This is a genomic window from Pseudomonas sp. M5, assembly GCF_016907075.1.
Taxonomy (GTDB): domain Bacteria; phylum Pseudomonadota; class Gammaproteobacteria; order Pseudomonadales; family Pseudomonadaceae; genus Aquipseudomonas; species Aquipseudomonas putida_E.
The window spans coordinates 511,666-527,613 of record NZ_JAFBBH010000001.1; the positions used below are offsets into that span (position 1 = coordinate 511,666).

Here is a 15,948-nt window from a genome sequence, read left to right on the forward strand (position 1 = left end):
ACGCCGACAGGGCGTGAGAGGTCGATCGGATTTTGGGTTTTTCTCGGCCTTTGCATGCCTTGAGCGCTTCGACGCCCTTGAGAGCGAGCGCCGCGCGGGCGGCGCTCGCTCTCAAGGGCGTCTGCATATCACGACGAACCAGGCCTCACTGCGCCGCGTACATCACTGAATCCTGCTCCTGCTGCAACTGCCTGAAATTCCCTGCAATGGCCTCGATCAGCGCCGCGTCGCCAACCGGGTCCAACCCCGGGTAAGGCTTGCCGTTGTAATCGCCCTTGTGGGTAAGCACAGCCTCGACGCTTTCGCCATTGTCCTGGTAAAGCCGCTTGATGGTCTGCGCTTCCAGGTCTTTGCTGTCTTTGCAGCGCAACGCATAGTGAATGCCAAGTGCTGCCCCGAATGCCAGGCCGGGGGTTTCGATGCCGTGCTTGTGGGCAAGGTCGATGCTGCTCAGGATGCGCTCGTTGCGCTGAAGCTTGCGCAGTGGGTCGCGCCCCACACGGGCGCAAGGGTCTTTGAACGACGTTTTGCAGCGCTCCAGGAAGGTGCTGGCAAAATCGCGCACCGCCTCTGCCATGTCGGCATTCTCAGCCACCAGTGCTGGCGCGACTTCCTGGCCGATCAGGCGCTCGGCCAGTTCACTGACCCGATCGTCGCCCATGGCCTGGCCAACCCAGTCATAGCCCAGCAGGCTTGCATACCAGGCAATGATGGCGTGAGGGCCGTTCCACAAGCGGTTCTTGATGACCTGGATCTGGGCGATGTCGGCGACCGTTTTCACCTGGCGCAGACGCTCCAGCAGGTCACTGCCGCGCTCCACATACAACGGCATGTCCGGCTCGCTGTTGAACAGGATCAGGTGCAACTGGCTCATCGCGTTGCTGGACTGCGCGAAAGGCCGGAATCGACAGATCAGGCGCTCGTATTCAGGTACCGGCGCGGATGGTTTGCTGGCCGGTGCAGGCTCGTCGTCGAGGCTGTTCTGGAACATTTGCGACTTGATGCGCAACTGGCGGACCAACGCCTCGTTGCTGAGCTTGGACACGATGCGGCTGACCACCGTTTCAGCGAAATGGGTCTTTTGCAGGATCTGTTGAGTGATGTCCGGCGTGCACAGCAATTCCAGCTCCGCTTGCACATGCAGGCGCACGAACGCGGCGCCACCGATCTTGTTCAGCACGATCAGGATGGTCAGGTCACGGCCCCGGCGCTCGAAGCGTCGCAGCAAGCCTTGGGCAATCACCTTGGCCTGTTTGCGGATGGCCTGCTCCGGCAGGCTCAGGCCGATGATTTCTGCCGCGTTGTACATGTCGATCACCGCCTCGGCATCGTCCATGTCGATCATGCGCACATTTTCGATGGTCTGGTCGAACGAGGTGGCGCCGTAACGCACGCTGTAACGGCCAAACGCAGAAACGGTCTCGCGCAGCATGCGCGAACGGGTGGCGGCGATGATTTCACATGGCCGGGTGTAGCCGTCCCAATGGGAAAACACCTGGGTCAGGTAACCGCCGCCGATGGCGCCGAACCCGTGAATGCCGACACGGAACTGGTTCAGTGACGCTGGAAAGGGCTCTTCAAGCTGCGGCATGCCCAGGTCAGGCACGCACTCGCTCAAGTCAGCCAGGAATTCATTCATGCTGCGGTAGGCTTTCAGCGCGCCCGCTTTGACTTCAGCAGCCGGCGGCTTGATGTCTTCGATCAGGATCGCCTGGCCTTCGGCACGGATGGCCGAAAGCATGCCGTTTTCCGAGTCTTCGACCATAAAGCATTGGCTCGGCTCGCAATTGAGTGCGGTGGCGGCGCGCAGGAAGATTTCGGGGTGGGGCTTGCCTTGGCTGACTTCGTCGCCACACACGGTGATGTCGAAATACTTGAGTACATTGGCATTGATCAGGTACTCCTCGGCGATGGCGCGGCGGCTGGAGGTGGCGACCGCCATGGTCAGGCCAGACTTGCGTAGCCGCTCCAGCACTTCCAGCAAGCCGGCCTTGATCGGTACGCCGTGATTGCGCACGTACTCCAGCTCAAGCTCATCGGCGCGCTGGCGGATCTGGGCGTACGGGAAGCCGTCACCGTTGTGGGCCTTGGCGAGGGCCTCGGCTTTCTTCGCGCTCAGGCCCAGCGAGCCGATCAATGTTTGCTCGCTCAGCGCCTTGCCGGCAATTTCCAGCGACGCTTGTTTCAACGTCTTGAAGCGCAGGCGCTCGGTATCGAACATGGTGCCATCCATATCGAAGATGGCGCTGAAAATGCGTTTGCCCTGAAAAAAGATCATTCGGTATTGCCCCTTGGTGAATCGTGATTCATCTCGGCTTGCAGACGGGTACAAGCGAGCATTGCGAAAAAAACCGCTGCTTGAGCTGTCAGGTAGGGGGCATGCGATCGACAGGGCCGCGCACCGGCGCGACGTAGAAATAAGGGGGGACAGAGCGGGGAGTGCAGAGGATGTCTGCGAGCTTCGAGGCAGCTCGGGCGCCTTGTTTGACTTCACGCCCACTGGCTGCAGATCGGTTTGCAGACAGTGAGCGCAAATAGCGATGGATACGTGTGATTCCTGGCATGGGGTACTTCGCTTCCTTTGTTTGTAACTGGGATTCCTTTTTTACCCTTGCACGGATGCGCAGTGACATGCAACCGGCAAGGGCCCAGTAGGGAACCATGCACGGTTCGTTCTCTACCTGTTCAGCGCTGCTTGCTCCCTGAGCACCTGCATCTGCTGGCGATAATCCGCGGTGACCTGGCGCGCCTGTTCGGGGTTGTTCACGACCCTTGGCGTGATCAGCACGATCAACTCGGTACGGTCACGGCTTTTGGAGGTGCTGCCGAACAGCCAGCCCAGCCCGGGTATGCTCGACAGGCCCGGCACACGGGTATCGGATTGGCCGTTGTCCTGCTTGATCAGGCCCCCCAGCAGTACCGTCTGGCCGCTTTGCACTGCCACTTGGGTCGATACCGCACGGCTGGAAATGCGCGGGTTGGGCTGGGTGGTGGTGACGGCGCTGTCGTCGGCGTCGCTCACTTGCTGCTGGATGTCCATGTACACCAGTCCACCGGGGTTGATCCGTGGCACGACATCGAGAATGACACCTGTCTGCACGTATTCGACACTGCTCAGGGTGGTATCGGAATTGCTGGTGTTGACGGTGGTCTGGCTGATGGGGATGTTGTCGCCGACCTGGATCTGCGCCTGCTGGTTGTTCAGCACCACCAGCGAGGGGGCCGAAAGCACCTGGGTCAGGCCGCGTGTTTCCAGCGCGCGCAGGGCCACCTGCAGGTTGCTGCTGACGAAGGAGTAGAACATCGAGGCGCTGCCCAGCGCGACGCCACCGGCACCCAGTGCACCTTGGCTGCCGCTTTCGTTGGCGACGGTGGTGCTGGACGAATTGCCGGCCAGGCGGCCCAGGTACCACTGCACGCCCAGGTCCAGATCGCCGGTGAGCTTGACTTCGAGGATGCGTGTTTCGATCTGCACCTGCAGCGGCGGGCTGTCCAGGCGCTTGATGGCCGATTCGATCTCTTTCCACTGGGCTGGCCGCGTGCGTACCAGCAGCTGGTTGCTGCTTTTCTGCGCGGTGATGCGCACCGACTCTTCAAGGCTCTTGGCCGAGCCGTCGCCCGGCTCGGCGCTGCTGGCCTGGGTTTGCTCAGTGTCCTCGTAGTCATCCTCCGATGGCGCCTGGCCGATACTGGCCTGGGTGCTCATGCCAGTGCCGCCCAGGCCTTGGGCCGACTGGCCGCCGGTGCCGTTGAGCGAGGTCAGGCTGGTGGTCTTGAGCCCTGGCGCGACGCTGGCCGCCTTGTCGTCGGTTATCTGCCCCGAGCCATAGATCTGGCGCAGATATCGGGCAAGGTCCGCCGCTTTCATGTTGCGCACGTCGTACACGAACAGCTGCGGTTCGTTGCCACCGCCTTCATCGATGGTGCGGATCCAGTCGCCGACTTCCTGCAAGTACTCCGGTTGCGCAGAGATGGCGACGATCGAGTTGGTGCGTTCGTTGGGCATGAACCTGACCATGTCCGACAATGGCATGCCGCTGTCGGGCCCGAACAGTTTCTGCAACTGCGGCATGAGCTCGGCCACCGAGGCGCGTTGCAGGCCGTAAACGCCAATCGACATGCCCTTGAGCCAGTCGACGTCGAAGGTGTCGATGGTGTCCTGGTAGTTGGCCAGTTCATCGGGGGTGCCCGCCAGGCTGATCACGTTGCGAGCCGGGTCGACCAGCAGGAAGGCATTTTCACGCACGAAGGGCTTGAGCAGCTTCTGCATCTCGCTGGCACCGATGTAGCGCAGCGGGTAGAGCCGGGCGGCGAGGCCCGTGGCAGGCTGGGCGACCGGCACCTGTGGCACCAGTTTGCCGGCGACGGCCTTGTCGGCCGGCAGGATCACATAGCGCTCGCCCTGGCGGATCATGGCGTTATCGGTCCACGACAGCAGCGTTTCCAGAATCGACAGTGCCTGCTGCTTGGTGACCGGCTTGGAGGTGGAGAAACTGACGCTGCCTTTGACACCTTGGCTGATGCTGTAGTTTTCATGCAGCAGGTCGCCCATGACGCTGTTGATCACCGCCTCGATGGGCTGGTCGGTGAAGTTGAACACGATATCGCCTTGCTCATCCTTCGCGGCGGGGGGCGTTGCCGAGGCCTTGCGGATGAAACGCTGGTTGCCGGTGATGATCTGCCGGCCAGGCGCGCTGCGTGGGGCTGTTGCAGCGGGCGCGGCAGCGGGCTCGGGGCCGGTGGCCGCAGGGGCGGGGGCGTCGGCGCCGCTGAAGGCCTGCTGCAGCAGCGCCGGGTCGGTGTGCAGGTCACGTTGCGTGGTGGCGCAACCGGCCAGGGCGATGGCGACACTCAGGCCGAGCAATGGCGCACGCAGGGTAGGGAATGGGTGGCGTGAAGGAGCTTGCATGGTCATGGGGTTTCAATACGCGGAAGAGTGATGGCGGAGGCCTTGGACGGCGGCGGCAGGCGCAGCAGTGGCATGCTCAGGGTGTGCTGTTGCCCGGCACGGGTGAAGGTTGCGCTCAGCGCCGTCAGCCGGGTAAGGGTCCAGCCGCTTGCCAGCGTGCTGCCCAGCGCAACCTTGCTGGCTGGTTTGCGGCCTTCGCGCAGGTAGGCCCAGCGCGACTGCCCGTCGAGTACCACGCCGGTCAGCGTCAGGTTGGCCAATGCAGGGCTGTGCTGGCCTTGCTGCTGTGGGTCGGGCTGACGGTCAACGCTGAAGATCGGGTGCGCCCAGGTGGCGGCACGCACTGGCTGGGCGAGCTCGGCCAGTGGCGCCGGTGGCTGGTGGGCGGGCGTTGCTGACGGCTTTTGCGCCGGCAGCCACTGCGGTGGGTTTGGCGCGACAAGCATCCAGGCGACCACGGCGAGGGCACTGACATTGGCAGCCAGCAGCACCAGATGAGCGGCACGCATCATGAGTCGCTTCCTTCTGCTGGCTGCGCGTGCAGGTAACCGCGTATCAGCAGGTGGACTTCCAGGCGCCCGGCAGGCCCCTTGGCTGGCGCCGCAGCACTGCGGCGTATGCTCAGCTGGTCGATGAACAGGCTGGGCTGGCCGTACTCCAGTGCATGCAGCAGGGCCGCCAGTGGTTCGATGGCGCAGGCCAGCGTCAGGCTGACCTTGACCGGGCGATAAGGCTCGGCCTGGCCCTGCTCGGCGGGGGCGATGGGCATGCGCTGGGTGATATCGCAGCCGGGGCCGACGTGCGCCTGCGCCTTCACCTGATCGACGGCACGCTGCATCAGGTCGGCGGCTACGGCGTTGGGGTCTTCGCCCGGCAGCAGGCTGTTGCGTTGGGCGGGGTCGTTGCGGCTGCGCTGCAACTGGGCCTGCAGTTCAGGTTGCTGAAGCATTAGGCTGGCATAGCGCCGTTGCTGCTCGCGCAACGTCTGGGCTTGCGCGTCCAGGCTGCGCAGGGGGGCGAGCAGCAGGCATTCGAACACCAGGTACCAGGCCAGCCAAAGCAACAGCGCGAGCACGCCCAAGGCGCAGAGCTTGCGTTCCCTGCTAGTGAGTGGGCGCATGCGGCACCTCCTGGCTGAGCTGGGCGGTGATGGAAAAGCGCTCGCGGCCCGTGGTTTTGTCGGCCTGGATGATGCCTTTGAACTGCGCGTGCTCAAGCGTGGTGCAGGTCTTTACTTGCGCCAGCAAGGCACTGGTGCGTTCGCTTTGGCCAGTGAACGTCACCTGCGTGCCATCGCTCACTTCCAGCTGCTCTATCCAGGTGTCGTCGCCCACGCAGGCGGTGAGGTCGGCCAGCAGCGCGGTGACAGTGGGGCGTTGTGCCTTGAGGCTGGCCAGGTAGGTCGAGGCGCCCAGCGTGGTGTCCAGGGCCTGGCGCAAGTGCTGCACCTGCTGGGCGGCCTCGCGTTGTGCCGCCACTTCGCGCTGCATGGCCTGGACCTCGCCTTGGCGGCGCTCCAGCCAGGCTGCGCCAAGCATTACGCAACAGGCTGCACAGCCAAGCCACAGCCAGCGGCCCAGCTGGCCTGGGCGTGACCGCGTGCGGGCGCTTTCGGCCGGCAGCAAGTCGATCATCAGGCGTTCGCCGCGGGCGTCCAGTGCATCGATGCCGACCAGGTGCACACCCTGTTCGCCACAGGCAACCAGCAGGGTGTCCAGGGTGCTGCGTGCGATGGCCACCAGTTCAACCTGGGCCTGTGGTGCGCGGCGCTGCGCCACGCGGGCGACAAAATGGACCTGGTCGGCGGTATACGGCGTGTAGCGATCGATTTCGTAGGCCAGCACCTGCATCAGGTTGCGCGTGGCGGCGACGGGCAACTCGATGTGCTGCGTCAGCACGTGCGAGGCAGGCAGCAGCAGAACGGCAGGCTGGCCGTGCTCGCAATCGGCAGGCAAAGGCCATGGCAGCACCTGCGGCGTATTACCGTTGCCAAGGCGCGCGGCGATCGCCTGCGGGAGCATGCCCAGCAGCTCGGCCCGCCATGCGCTGAGCCAGTGCCGGGCACGGCTGGCCCGCCAGCGTGCCTGGTAAAGCTGCTGTTGGCTGCCCCAGCGTGCCGCACAGTGTTTTGCCAGGCGGATCAATCCTGCCACCTCAATACCCGGTAAGGCTTGCCACCGGCGTAGGCCGGCAGCAGCACGAAGGTTGCCTTCAGGCGTGACTGAAAGCCGCCGGGCAAGGTGGCCTGGCTGGTGACGGTGAGGATCGGCCCGCCATCCGGCGCGGGCCCGTGATAGTGGGGCAGGCCCAGCACACTGGCCAGTGTGGGTGATGCCAGGCTGGGGTCGGGCTGGGCATTGCCCGACCAGACGGTGATGAAGGGCAGGGCACGGTCATAGACGGCGTAGCTCATGCCGGGCAGTTCGCGAAATTCTTCGAGCATTCGCAGGGGTACCTGGTTGCGCCTCGTCCTTAAAGCCTGAGTGATGATTTTCGAGCGTTCGGCGGTGGCGCCACTGGCACGCAGCAGTTTTGCCAGGCTCGTTGAAGGTGTTGCGTTGAGGTCCAGCTTGCCCCGTTCGCTGACCACACTGATGTGCAGCGTGCTGCCTGCAAAGTGGGCCACGTGGACTTGGCCATCGGCGAGCCAGCGCGCCTGGCCGTCGCGCAGCAGGTTGGCCACGGCCAGGTTGAAGCCTGCCTGGGCGGCGAGCCCGGCCTGGGTCTGGTTGCCTTGCCAGCGGGCCTGGCGCTGCTGCAGTTGGACCGATACCGCCAAACCGCCGAGCAGCACGCTCAGCAAACCGACGACCCAGAGCACCAGCAACAGGGCCGCACCGCGCTGGCGGCTCATGGCCGGCCACCGTCGCCGGACAGGTCAAGCAGCAGGTTGACCTGCAGCAGCGGCCAGGCCTGAGTGCCTTGCAGTTGCACCGCCACGCGTACTGCCTGGGGCAGCCGCTCGGGCCACGGCCACTGGGGCATCCAGCCGGTGGCTTTGCCCAGCGGGGAGTAGCCGCGGTAATTCAGGTGCAGCCCTTTGACCCCCTCCAGCAAGCGCTGGGGTTCGCCCCAGGCCTGCAGGCGTTGACCTTGCAGCCTGGCCAACCGGATCTCCAGGCGCCCTTGACGCAGTTGCAGGCGCTGGCGGTAGATCCCCCCGCCTACAGAGCTTGGCAGCGGGGCGAAAAACACCACTGTGTCGTTTTGCCCTTCGAATGTTGCGGTGTGGGCGCCCTGGCCGGTCGCTGCGGTCAATGGCAACACCTGGCCCAGCGCCTGGCGCAGGAACCGCTGGGTTGCACGCAGTTCATCGAGCCGGGCGCTGTAGCGCTCGGCCTTTGCCACTGAGCGGTTGGCCGCCACCAGGGCGCTACCGACCAGCCCCAGCAGCAACCCCAGCAGGCTGATGACCACCAGGATCTCCAGCAGGGTAAAGCCTGCCTGGCGCTTCATGTTCCACTGCCTGGCGCGCGTGCGCGCAGGGTGCTGTAGCGCCAGGTGTGCCCGCTCTCGCTCAGGGTAAGGTCCAGCCGGTACAGGTCAAGGCGTGTGGGCACTGCCTGCTCCAGGGTGACGTCCAGCACCCAGTCGATGCCCTGCCAGCTCCCCCGTTGCTGGCCCACGGCAAGCGGGCCCAGGTCGAAGTCGTCCAGCAGCGAACGCGCCGCCGCGCTGTGGCGGTCGCTGCGCTCTACCTGCGCCAGTGAGCGGCTGCTCTGGGCGAATGCGCCCAGCAGGATGCTCGAGGCCACCACCAGCAGGGCAATCGCTGCCAGCATCTCCAGCAGGGTGAAACCGCGCTGACGGTTCATGGCAACTCCCGCACTTGCACACTGCCGGTGAGCCAGCTGACGTCGATGCGCCAACGCGCCTGGCCGCGGCTGATCAGGATGTTGCCGCCGCTGGCCGCGCCATCGGGGTAGAACTCAAAGCCCGCCCCCAGGCCGCGGGCCGTCTGCAGGCGCACGGTGAAGTCTTCGGGCCAGCCCTGGGGCGTGCGCCCGGGTGCCTGCACCTGCCTGCGCTGCAGGTCGAAGCTCGCGCGCACCGGTTGCCCGCTGGCGATGGCCTGCACGCGGGCGCTACGCAGCGCCGACACCATGTTTGCCAATGCACTGCGCTCATGGGCCACCAGCATGCCCCGGCCAATGCCAACGGCCAGGATCGACGTGGCAACCCCGACCAGCACGATAACGATCAGCAGTTCGAACAGGGTAAAGCCGCGTTCACGGGGCGGGCGCGCTGCCATGCTTATTCCCAGTTGCCCACGTCGGCCTTGTAGCCTTCGCCACCGACCGCGCCATCCTGGCCGAGGAAGATCAGGTCGAAGCTGGCGTGGCTACCGGGGAAGTGGTAAGCGAAACCATGGCCAAAGGGGTCGACCAGGTCCGAGGGCTTGGCATACGGCCCGGCCCAGCGGCTGGCGTTGGCCGGCTTTTTTAGCAGTTGTTCAAGGGTTGCCGGCGGCGCCCCGACATCCAGGGCATAGCTTTCGACCTTCATGCTCAGGCTGGCCAACTGCGCCTTGCCGGCACCGTACTTGCCCTTGTCGACGTTACCGCCGACCTGGCGCACCACGATGGTCGCGACAATGCCCAGCAGCACGATCACGGCAAGCATTTCGAGCAGGGTGAAGCCCGCTTGGCGGGCGTTGAAGCGTTGCTTGGAGGGCATGGGCGGTTTCCTAGATATTGCTGGTAAGGCTCATCAGCGGCAGCATGATGGCGAGCATGATTGCCGCCACCATCACCGCCATGACGATGGTCAGGGTGGGCACCAGCGCCGCGAGCAGGCGGTCGATGGTGCGTTTGGCTTCAAGGTCGTAGACATCGGCGACTTTGAGCAGCATCGCGCCGAGGGTGCCCGACTGTTCACCGACTTCGATCATCTGCAGGGCAAGCTCCGGCAGCAGGGCCTCTGCCGATAGCGCAAGGCTCAGGCTGCTGCCTTGCCTGACCTGGTCGGTGGTGCGCTCCACATGCTCGCGCAGTGCATGGTTGGCACTGACTTCGCGGCCGATCGCCAGTGAACCGAGCAGGGTGACGCTGTTGCTCAACAAGGTGCCCAAGGTGCGCGCCAGGCGTGCGGTTTCCAGGCGCTGCAGCAGCGGGCCGAACAGGCGGTTGCGCCACAGGCGCAGGTCCTGGGCGATGCGCCTGCGCGGGTCACGCCGTGCGGCCAGGCCAAGCCATCCGGCGCCGAGCAGCGTCAGCAGGCAGGTCAGCCCCCAGGCATTGACGAATTCGCCCATGGCCAGCACGGCGCGGGTCACCAGCGGGATGGGCACGCCCAGGTCCTGGAAGATCGGTACGAATTGCGGCACCACATAGGCCAGCAGCAGCGCCAGCGAGCCGACCACACCGATCACCAGGAAAGCCGGGTAGATCAGCGCGTTGATCACTTCGCCACGCAGTTTGTGGCTTTGTTCCAGGTAGCCGGCAAGCTGGGCCAGGGTCACTTCGAGTACACCGCCGGCCTCGCCGGCCCGCACCAGGCTGGTGTAGAACGGTGAGAAACTGCCGGGGTGTTCTTCAAGCGCCTGGGACAGCGGCAAGCCGGCTTTGACCTGCTCGCGCACCCGCTCCAGCACAGCCTTGGCGGCGGGCCTGCGCACGTTCTTCAGCACGGTGCCCAGCGCCCGGTCCAGCGGTTGCCCGGCGCTGAGCAGGGTAGTGAGCTGCTGGGTGATGGTGATCAGTTCCACCGGCTGGAACACGCTGCGCGCCTTGCCCGAACGCAGCAGGCGGCTGCCCTGCCTGAGCTGCAGGATGAGCAGGCCGCGCCGTTGCAACTGGCGAGCGGCGTGGTCACGGTCACTGGCGTCCAGTTCGCCTTGCTGCTTGCGGCCTTCGCTGTCGAGCGCGGTATAGGAAAAGGTCGGCACCTCAATCACCACCCGTGACGCGCAGCACTTCTTCAAGCGAGGTGACGCCGGCCAGGGCCTGGCGCAGGCCGTCCTCATAGAGGGTCACCAGCCCGTTGCGACGGGCGTGGGCCTCCAGTGTGGCGGCATCGGTCTGGCGCATGAGCATGCCGCGCAGGTCTTCGTCCATGACCAGCAGTTCGGTGATCGCGCTGCGCCCATGGTAACCGCCGCCCGGCGCCTGCTCGTCTGGGCGGTACAGCATGATCGGACGCTGTTGCGTATAGCGGGCCAGTTGGTGGCGTTCGACCAGTTCGGCCGGTGCCTGGAAGGCGATACGGGTGGCCGGGTCGAGGCGGCGCACCAGGCGCTGGGCAAGGATGCCCTGCAGGGTGGAGGCGAGCAGGTAACCTTCGACGCCCATGTCCAGCAGGCGGGTGATGCTGGCGGCGGCGCTGTTGGTGTGCAGGGTCGACAGTACCAGGTGCCCGGTCAGCGATGACTGGATGGCGATGCGGCAGGTTTCCAGGTCGCGCATTTCACCGATCATGATCACGTCCGGGTCCTGGCGCACGATCGAGCGCAATGCCGTGGCAAACCCCAGGCCGATGGCAGGCTTGACCTGGATCTGGTTGATGCCGGTGAGCTGGTATTCGACCGGGTCTTCCACGGTGATGATCTTGCGTTCGGCGGTGTTCAGGCCCGACAACGCGGTGTAAAGGGTGGTGGTCTTGCCCGAGCCGGTGGGCCCTGTGACCAGGAAGATGCCATGGGGGCGCGCCAGCAGATGCTCGATGCTGTGCAGGGTGGGGCCACGGATGCCCAGGCTGGCGAAGTCGAAACTCACGGTTTGCCGGTCCAGCAGGCGCATCACCACCGACTCGCCAAAACTGGTCGGCACGGTCGAGACCCGCAAGTCCAGCTCGCGGCCCTGAATGCGCAGCATGATCCGCCCATCCTGCGGCAGGCGGCGCTCGGCGATATCCAGCCGGGCCATGATCTTCAGCCGCGAGATGACCGCCGCGGCGTAGCCGGCCGGTGGTGCTTCGCCTTCGACCAGCACGCCGTCGACCCGGTAGCGCACTTTCAGCTGGGTTTCGAACGGTTCTACGTGGATATCCGAAGCGCGACGGTCGACGGCGTGTTGCAGCATCAGGTTGACCAGGCGGATCACTGGCGCCTCGGAGGCCATGTCCTTGAGCTGTTCGATGTCGCCTTCGTCGATGCTGTCGTCGTCCAGGGTCTGGATCAGCGCGCCCATGGCCGAGCGGCCTTCACCGTAGGCCTGTTCGATCAGGGCGGTGATCTCGTCGCTGGTCCCTACCACCAGCTCTACCTGTTTTGCCGCCTGGTAACCGAGTGCGTTCAGCGCGTAGGCCGAAAGCGGCACGGCGGCGGCGACCTGCAAGTGGCTGCTGCTTTCGCTGAGGGTGACCACGCCGTAGTGGCGGGCAAAGCGTTCAGTGGCCACAGGCGGTGAGTCGACACGCTGCCTGTCCAGCCTGGGCACGCCCAGCAACTCGGCGTAGGCCGCGGCCATTTGCTGCTCTCTTACTGCACCCAGGCGCAGCAAGGTGCGCAGTTTTTCATGTTCGCCCATTGCCTGCGCCACGCCCAAGCGTGCGGCACGATTCATATCAGCCGGTTGCAATGCGCCAGCATTGAGCAGCCACTCACATATATCGTCAGCAGAGGGGATAGTTGATTTCATCATGATGGCTTAGTGCAAGTGCTGGCTATATAGCGGCACTTTACTACTTGTCAGGCCTGAGGTGGCCCGGAGAATACTTTGGAATTTTAACCGTTGCAACAGCCTATATTTTTGGTTTGTTCAGTATGAATTAGCTGGCTGTTTTCAACGGTCTCTGAAGCATATCACCCCGCTAAACCTAATTGCAACTAGGTTTAATAGAAGGTTGATGCTTGCCGTAAATGCTCAAAAAAAGCATGAAAAAACCACGATAACAATAAATATTGGAATCTACTAATACATTTGTGCTCTTAGCATGTGTTTAATGTAATTCTATTCTTTATATTTCGATGTTATTTGGCGTGGTTTTTTTGGTTTTTTGATGCGTTGCCCACTGTGCACTTCATGAGCGCTTGAACTTTTCAGTTAACTGCCCAGACTTACGCGCCGGCCGGGCGCTGTTTGCGGCCCGCTAATCCCTGCATTCTTTTTTGAGAACTATTCGATGAATAGACTACTGCTGCCGTTCGCCTGTTCGGCACTGCTGGCCACTGTGCCAAATGCCTTCGCAGATACAAACGGCGCCACTTCTGGTACAGCGGCTTATGAAGCCCGTGAACAACTGGACAGCCAGCGCGAGCAACTGTCCGGTGTCAGCGATGTTGCAAAGGGCGCCACTGATGCCAATGCCTTTGTCGACGCGCCGGTAGACACCGCTGATGCGCCGGCGCTGGTCAGCCAGCCGTAAGGCCGCAGGTTTGCCTGCTCCCATTCTGTTCTTGAGGATTCAACCCGTGAAACATTTCAAACAGGCCGTGAGCCTGATGGCGCTCGGCGTCATGCAGGCCTCGGGCGCTTTGGCGGCCGGGCCGGCCACCGGCAACGAGGTGGAGGCCCGGGTCAGCTCCATCCTGGACAACATGAACCAGGCCGAGAAGATCAACTTCACCCGGGTCAACGACGGCCACATGATCCCGTCGCTGCTCAAGTGGGGGATCCAGGGCACGGTGGCGTACGACTCGTCCATGGGCGTGCACGTCAATAACGCCACCTTTGGCGCACAGTACCCTTCGCAGTCGGCCCTGGCCGCCACCTGGAGCATCAACCGGGCCAAAGAGTTCGGCCTGGCCATTGCCTATGAAACGCGTATTTCCGGCGGCCAGCAGATGCTCTCGCCCGGGGTGAACCTGTACCGCACGCCCTACAACGGGCGTTCGGCCGAATACGTCAGTGGCGAGGATCCGTTCCTTGGCGCGGTGCTGGCGCCGGCCATCGTCAACGGCATCCAGGCCCAAGGGATCCAGGCCAGTGGCAAGCACTACCTGGCCAACGAGCAGGAGGCCAATCGCCAGGCGGTCAATGTCGTGGCCGATGAGCGCACGCTGCGTGAGCTGTACTTGCCCGGCTTCGAGTCGATGGTCAAGAACGCCAACGTGGCGTCGATCATGTGCGGGTTCAACAAGGTCAACGGCGACTACGCCTGCGAAAACCACCACCTGATCACCGAGGTGCTCAAAGGCGAGTGGGGTTATCAGGGCACCGTTATCAGTGACTTCAATGCCATTCACGACCCGTTCAAGGGCGCATGGGCCGGCACCGACCTGGACATGCCTTCGGGCCTGCAGTTCACCGAGGCCAACCTGCTGCCGTACCTGTGGAGCGGCCAGCTGACCCAGAACGTCATCGACGACAAGGTCAAGCGCAACCTGCGTGCGGTGGTCAGCTACGACTTCCAGGAAAACCTCAACACGGCAAAGACGCTGGAGCACACCGAGTACGGTCAGCGCGCCTCGCTGAACGCTGCACGTGAAGGCATCGTGCTGTTGCGCAACGCCGATACCGCTGCTGGCAAGCCGCTGCTGCCGCTGGCGCGCACCGCCAGAATCGCAGTGATCGGCGACTGGGCCAACCAGGCGCCTGCCTCGCCGTTCGGTACCGCCAACTCGCCACCCAACAGCTACGTGACCGAACTCAGCGGGCTGCAGCAACTGGCGTCGAACAGCGCCAATGTCACTTACCTGTCGGCGTTGAGCCTGAACCCCAAGGCGGCAGTCTGGTACCAGCCGACCTCGTCCGGCAGCGGCGTCAGCAATGCCGGGGTGAAGGCCGAGTATTTCAGCAACACCAGCCTCAGCGGCAACCCGGTACTGACCCGCATCGAGCCGGGCGTGAACCTCAACTGGACCACCAGCACCAACGAAACCAGCGCCGGCACCACTGCCGTGTCCGGCTTCAGCCCGACAGCCGGGGCGTTCTCCGCGCGCTTCAGTGCGACGATCAAGCCGACCGTCTCGGGTGCGCATGTGTTCAAGGTGCGCGCCGACGGCCCTTACAAGCTTTGGGTCGATGGCAAGCTGGTGGTGCAGAGCGACGGCGTGCCGTACTCCTCTGATGTGGTCAACGCGCTGACCACTTCGGGCAAGAGCGCTGCCCTGGTGGCGGGCAAGTCCTACAACGTCAAGCTTGAGTACCGCCGTGTGCAAGGCAACTTCACGCCGGCACTGGGCGGCCTGGCAGGCGTTCAGATGAGCTGGGCGTCCCTGCGACCGCCGAAGGACATCGCCAGCTACGATGCCGTGGTGATCGCCGCAGGCACCAACTACGAGAACGAGGGTGAAGGCTCCGACCACGGCTACGCGCTGCCGGACCAGCAGGCCGAGTTGATCAAATTCGTCACCAAGGCCAACCCGAACACCATCGTCGTCACCCATGGCGGCGGCGTGGCCGACATGCAGCCGTGGGCCAAGAAGGTTGGCGCAGCGTTGCATGCCTGGTTCCCGGGGCAACAGGGCGGCCAGGCACTGGCTGAAATCCTGTATGGCAAGGTGAACCCGTCGGGCAAGCTGCCAGTGACCATCGACAAGAAGATCGAAGACAACCCAAGTTACGCGTCCTACCCGGACCCGGCCGCCTACCGTGGCGACAACCCGCTGACCGAGATCGACTACAGCGAGGGGCTTTACATGGGGTACCGCGGCTATGACAAGAAGCACGCCAAACCGCTTTACCCGTTCGGCTTCGGCTTGTCGTACACCACGTTCGGCTATTCGGACTTGAAGCTCTCGACCAATGTGATGACCCCGGGCAACACCGTGAACGCCACGTTCACCCTGACCAACACGGGTGACAAGGCGGGCTTTGAGGTCGCGCAGCTGTACATTCAGCCGATCGCCCCGCAAGTCGACCGCCCGAAGAAGGAGCTCAAGGGCTTTACCAAGGTGTACCTGGAGCCGGGCCAGAGCAAGACCGTGAGCCTACCGATCGACTCGCGCTCGCTGGCGTACTTCGTACAGAACACCGACAGTTGGGACGTCGATGCCGGCAAGTTCAAGGTGTGGGTCGGCCCGGACTCGGAAAACCTCACGCTGCAGCGCACGCTGGTCACGCTCATGCCGCAACACTTGACCACGCGTGACAGCAACCCACTACCGGCACCGCTGCAAGCGGCGGTGCAGGTCAGCGACAGCCAGGCTTACTGACCGT

14 protein-coding genes are annotated in these 15,948 nt (G+C 63.9%); 2 read left to right on the plus strand and 12 right to left on the minus strand.

Features of this window, described 5'->3' with window-relative positions; translation table 11 throughout:
• Positions 1-145: 145 nt before the first annotated feature.
• The 12 genes from JOE27_RS02400 to gspE form a co-directional block, all read right to left on the minus strand.
• Positions 146-2,278, minus strand: coding sequence for an HAD family hydrolase (locus JOE27_RS02400; RefSeq protein ID WP_119688787.1), 2,133 nt, complete (start codon positions 2,276-2,278; stop codon positions 146-148).
• A gap of 399 nt (positions 2,279-2,677) precedes the next feature.
• Positions 2,678-4,915, minus strand: a complete 2,238-nt coding sequence (gene gspD / locus JOE27_RS02405) for a type II secretion system secretin GspD (RefSeq protein WP_204917738.1) — start codon at positions 4,913-4,915, stop codon at positions 2,678-2,680.
• Positions 4,912-5,421, minus strand: a complete 510-nt coding sequence (locus tag JOE27_RS02410) for a type II secretion system protein N (protein ID WP_125922902.1) — start codon at positions 5,419-5,421, stop codon at positions 4,912-4,914. Before JOE27_RS02410 ends, gspD begins: the two co-directional genes overlap by 4 nt.
• Entirely contained in the window at positions 5,418-6,029 is a 612-nt protein-coding gene (gspM, locus tag JOE27_RS02415) for a type II secretion system protein GspM (RefSeq protein ID WP_115275113.1), read from the minus strand. The genes JOE27_RS02410 and gspM overlap by 4 nt, the downstream gene beginning before the upstream one ends.
• On the minus strand, positions 6,013-7,062 hold the full coding sequence (locus JOE27_RS02420) for a type II secretion system protein GspL (protein ID WP_174141439.1): 1,050 nt from the start codon (positions 7,060-7,062) through the stop codon (positions 6,013-6,015). The genes gspM and JOE27_RS02420 overlap by 17 nt, the downstream gene beginning before the upstream one ends.
• Complete coding sequence (locus JOE27_RS02425; RefSeq protein ID WP_115275111.1) at positions 7,050-7,763, minus strand: type II secretion system protein GspK; 714 nt, start codon at positions 7,761-7,763, stop codon at positions 7,050-7,052. The genes JOE27_RS02420 and JOE27_RS02425 overlap by 13 nt, the downstream gene beginning before the upstream one ends.
• Positions 7,760-8,365: a prepilin-type N-terminal cleavage/methylation domain-containing protein gene (locus JOE27_RS02430; protein ID WP_204917740.1), complete on the minus strand. Its 606-nt coding sequence runs from the start codon at positions 8,363-8,365 to the stop codon at positions 7,760-7,762. Before JOE27_RS02430 ends, JOE27_RS02425 begins: the two co-directional genes overlap by 4 nt.
• Positions 8,362-8,724, minus strand: a complete 363-nt coding sequence (locus tag JOE27_RS02435; protein WP_204917742.1) for a type II secretion system protein — start codon at positions 8,722-8,724, stop codon at positions 8,362-8,364. The genes JOE27_RS02430 and JOE27_RS02435 overlap by 4 nt, the downstream gene beginning before the upstream one ends.
• Positions 8,721-9,161 (minus strand): GspH/FimT family pseudopilin, encoded by a 441-nt coding sequence (locus JOE27_RS02440; RefSeq protein WP_046785526.1) that lies wholly within the window; start codon positions 9,159-9,161, stop codon positions 8,721-8,723. The genes JOE27_RS02435 and JOE27_RS02440 overlap by 4 nt, the downstream gene beginning before the upstream one ends.
• Before the next feature lie 2 nt (positions 9,162-9,163).
• A complete protein-coding gene (gspG, locus tag JOE27_RS02445) occupies positions 9,164-9,586 on the minus strand; it encodes a type II secretion system major pseudopilin GspG (protein ID WP_046785525.1) in 423 nt (140 codons plus the stop codon).
• A gap of 10 nt (positions 9,587-9,596) precedes the next feature.
• On the minus strand, positions 9,597-10,796 hold the full coding sequence (locus JOE27_RS02450; protein ID WP_204917744.1) for a type II secretion system F family protein: 1,200 nt from the start codon (positions 10,794-10,796) through the stop codon (positions 9,597-9,599).
• A 1-nt stretch (position 10,797) separates the two neighbouring features.
• A complete protein-coding gene (gspE, locus tag JOE27_RS02455) occupies positions 10,798-12,489 on the minus strand; it encodes a type II secretion system ATPase GspE (protein ID WP_115275109.1) in 1,692 nt (563 codons plus the stop codon).
• A gap of 481 nt (positions 12,490-12,970) precedes the next feature.
• Between gspE and JOE27_RS02460 the strand changes: the two genes are divergently transcribed.
• Positions 12,971-13,213, plus strand: a complete 243-nt coding sequence (locus JOE27_RS02460; RefSeq protein WP_115275108.1) for a hypothetical protein — start codon at positions 12,971-12,973, stop codon at positions 13,211-13,213.
• 76 nt (positions 13,214-13,289) lie between these two features.
• Positions 13,290-15,944 carry a glycoside hydrolase family 3 C-terminal domain-containing protein gene (locus JOE27_RS02465; protein WP_239539387.1) on the plus strand — a complete coding sequence of 885 codons (2,655 nt, stop codon included), beginning with the start codon at positions 13,290-13,292 and terminating at the stop codon, positions 15,942-15,944.
• The last annotated feature ends 4 nt before the right edge of the window (positions 15,945-15,948 follow it).

Bases quoted from the DNA above. Each gene is read 5' to 3' on its own strand.
- JOE27_RS02400 (WP_119688787.1), bottom strand. From the start codon at position 2,278: ATGATCTTTTTTCAGGGCAAACGCATTTTCAGCGCCATCTTCGATATG.
- gspD (WP_204917738.1), bottom strand. From the start codon at position 4,915: ATGACCATGCAAGCTCCTTCACGCCACCCATTCCCTACCCTGCGTGCG.
- JOE27_RS02410 (WP_125922902.1), bottom strand. From the start codon at position 5,421: ATGATGCGTGCCGCTCATCTGGTGCTGCTGGCTGCCAATGTCAGTGCC.
- gspM (WP_115275113.1), bottom strand. From the start codon at position 6,029: ATGCGCCCACTCACTAGCAGGGAACGCAAGCTCTGCGCCTTGGGCGTG.
- JOE27_RS02425 (WP_115275111.1), bottom strand. From the start codon at position 7,763: ATGAGCCGCCAGCGCGGTGCGGCCCTGTTGCTGGTGCTCTGGGTCGTC.
- JOE27_RS02430 (WP_204917740.1), bottom strand. From the start codon at position 8,365: ATGAAGCGCCAGGCAGGCTTTACCCTGCTGGAGATCCTGGTGGTCATC.
- JOE27_RS02435 (WP_204917742.1), bottom strand. From the start codon at position 8,724: ATGAACCGTCAGCGCGGTTTCACCCTGCTGGAGATGCTGGCAGCGATT.
- JOE27_RS02440 (WP_046785526.1), bottom strand. From the start codon at position 9,161: ATGGCAGCGCGCCCGCCCCGTGAACGCGGCTTTACCCTGTTCGAACTG.
- gspG (WP_046785525.1), bottom strand. From the start codon at position 9,586: ATGCCCTCCAAGCAACGCTTCAACGCCCGCCAAGCGGGCTTCACCCTG.
- gspE (WP_115275109.1), bottom strand. From the start codon at position 12,489: ATGATGAAATCAACTATCCCCTCTGCTGACGATATATGTGAGTGGCTG.
- JOE27_RS02460 (WP_115275108.1), top strand. From the start codon at position 12,971: ATGAATAGACTACTGCTGCCGTTCGCCTGTTCGGCACTGCTGGCCACT.
- JOE27_RS02465 (WP_239539387.1), top strand. From the start codon at position 13,290: ATGGCGCTCGGCGTCATGCAGGCCTCGGGCGCTTTGGCGGCCGGGCCG.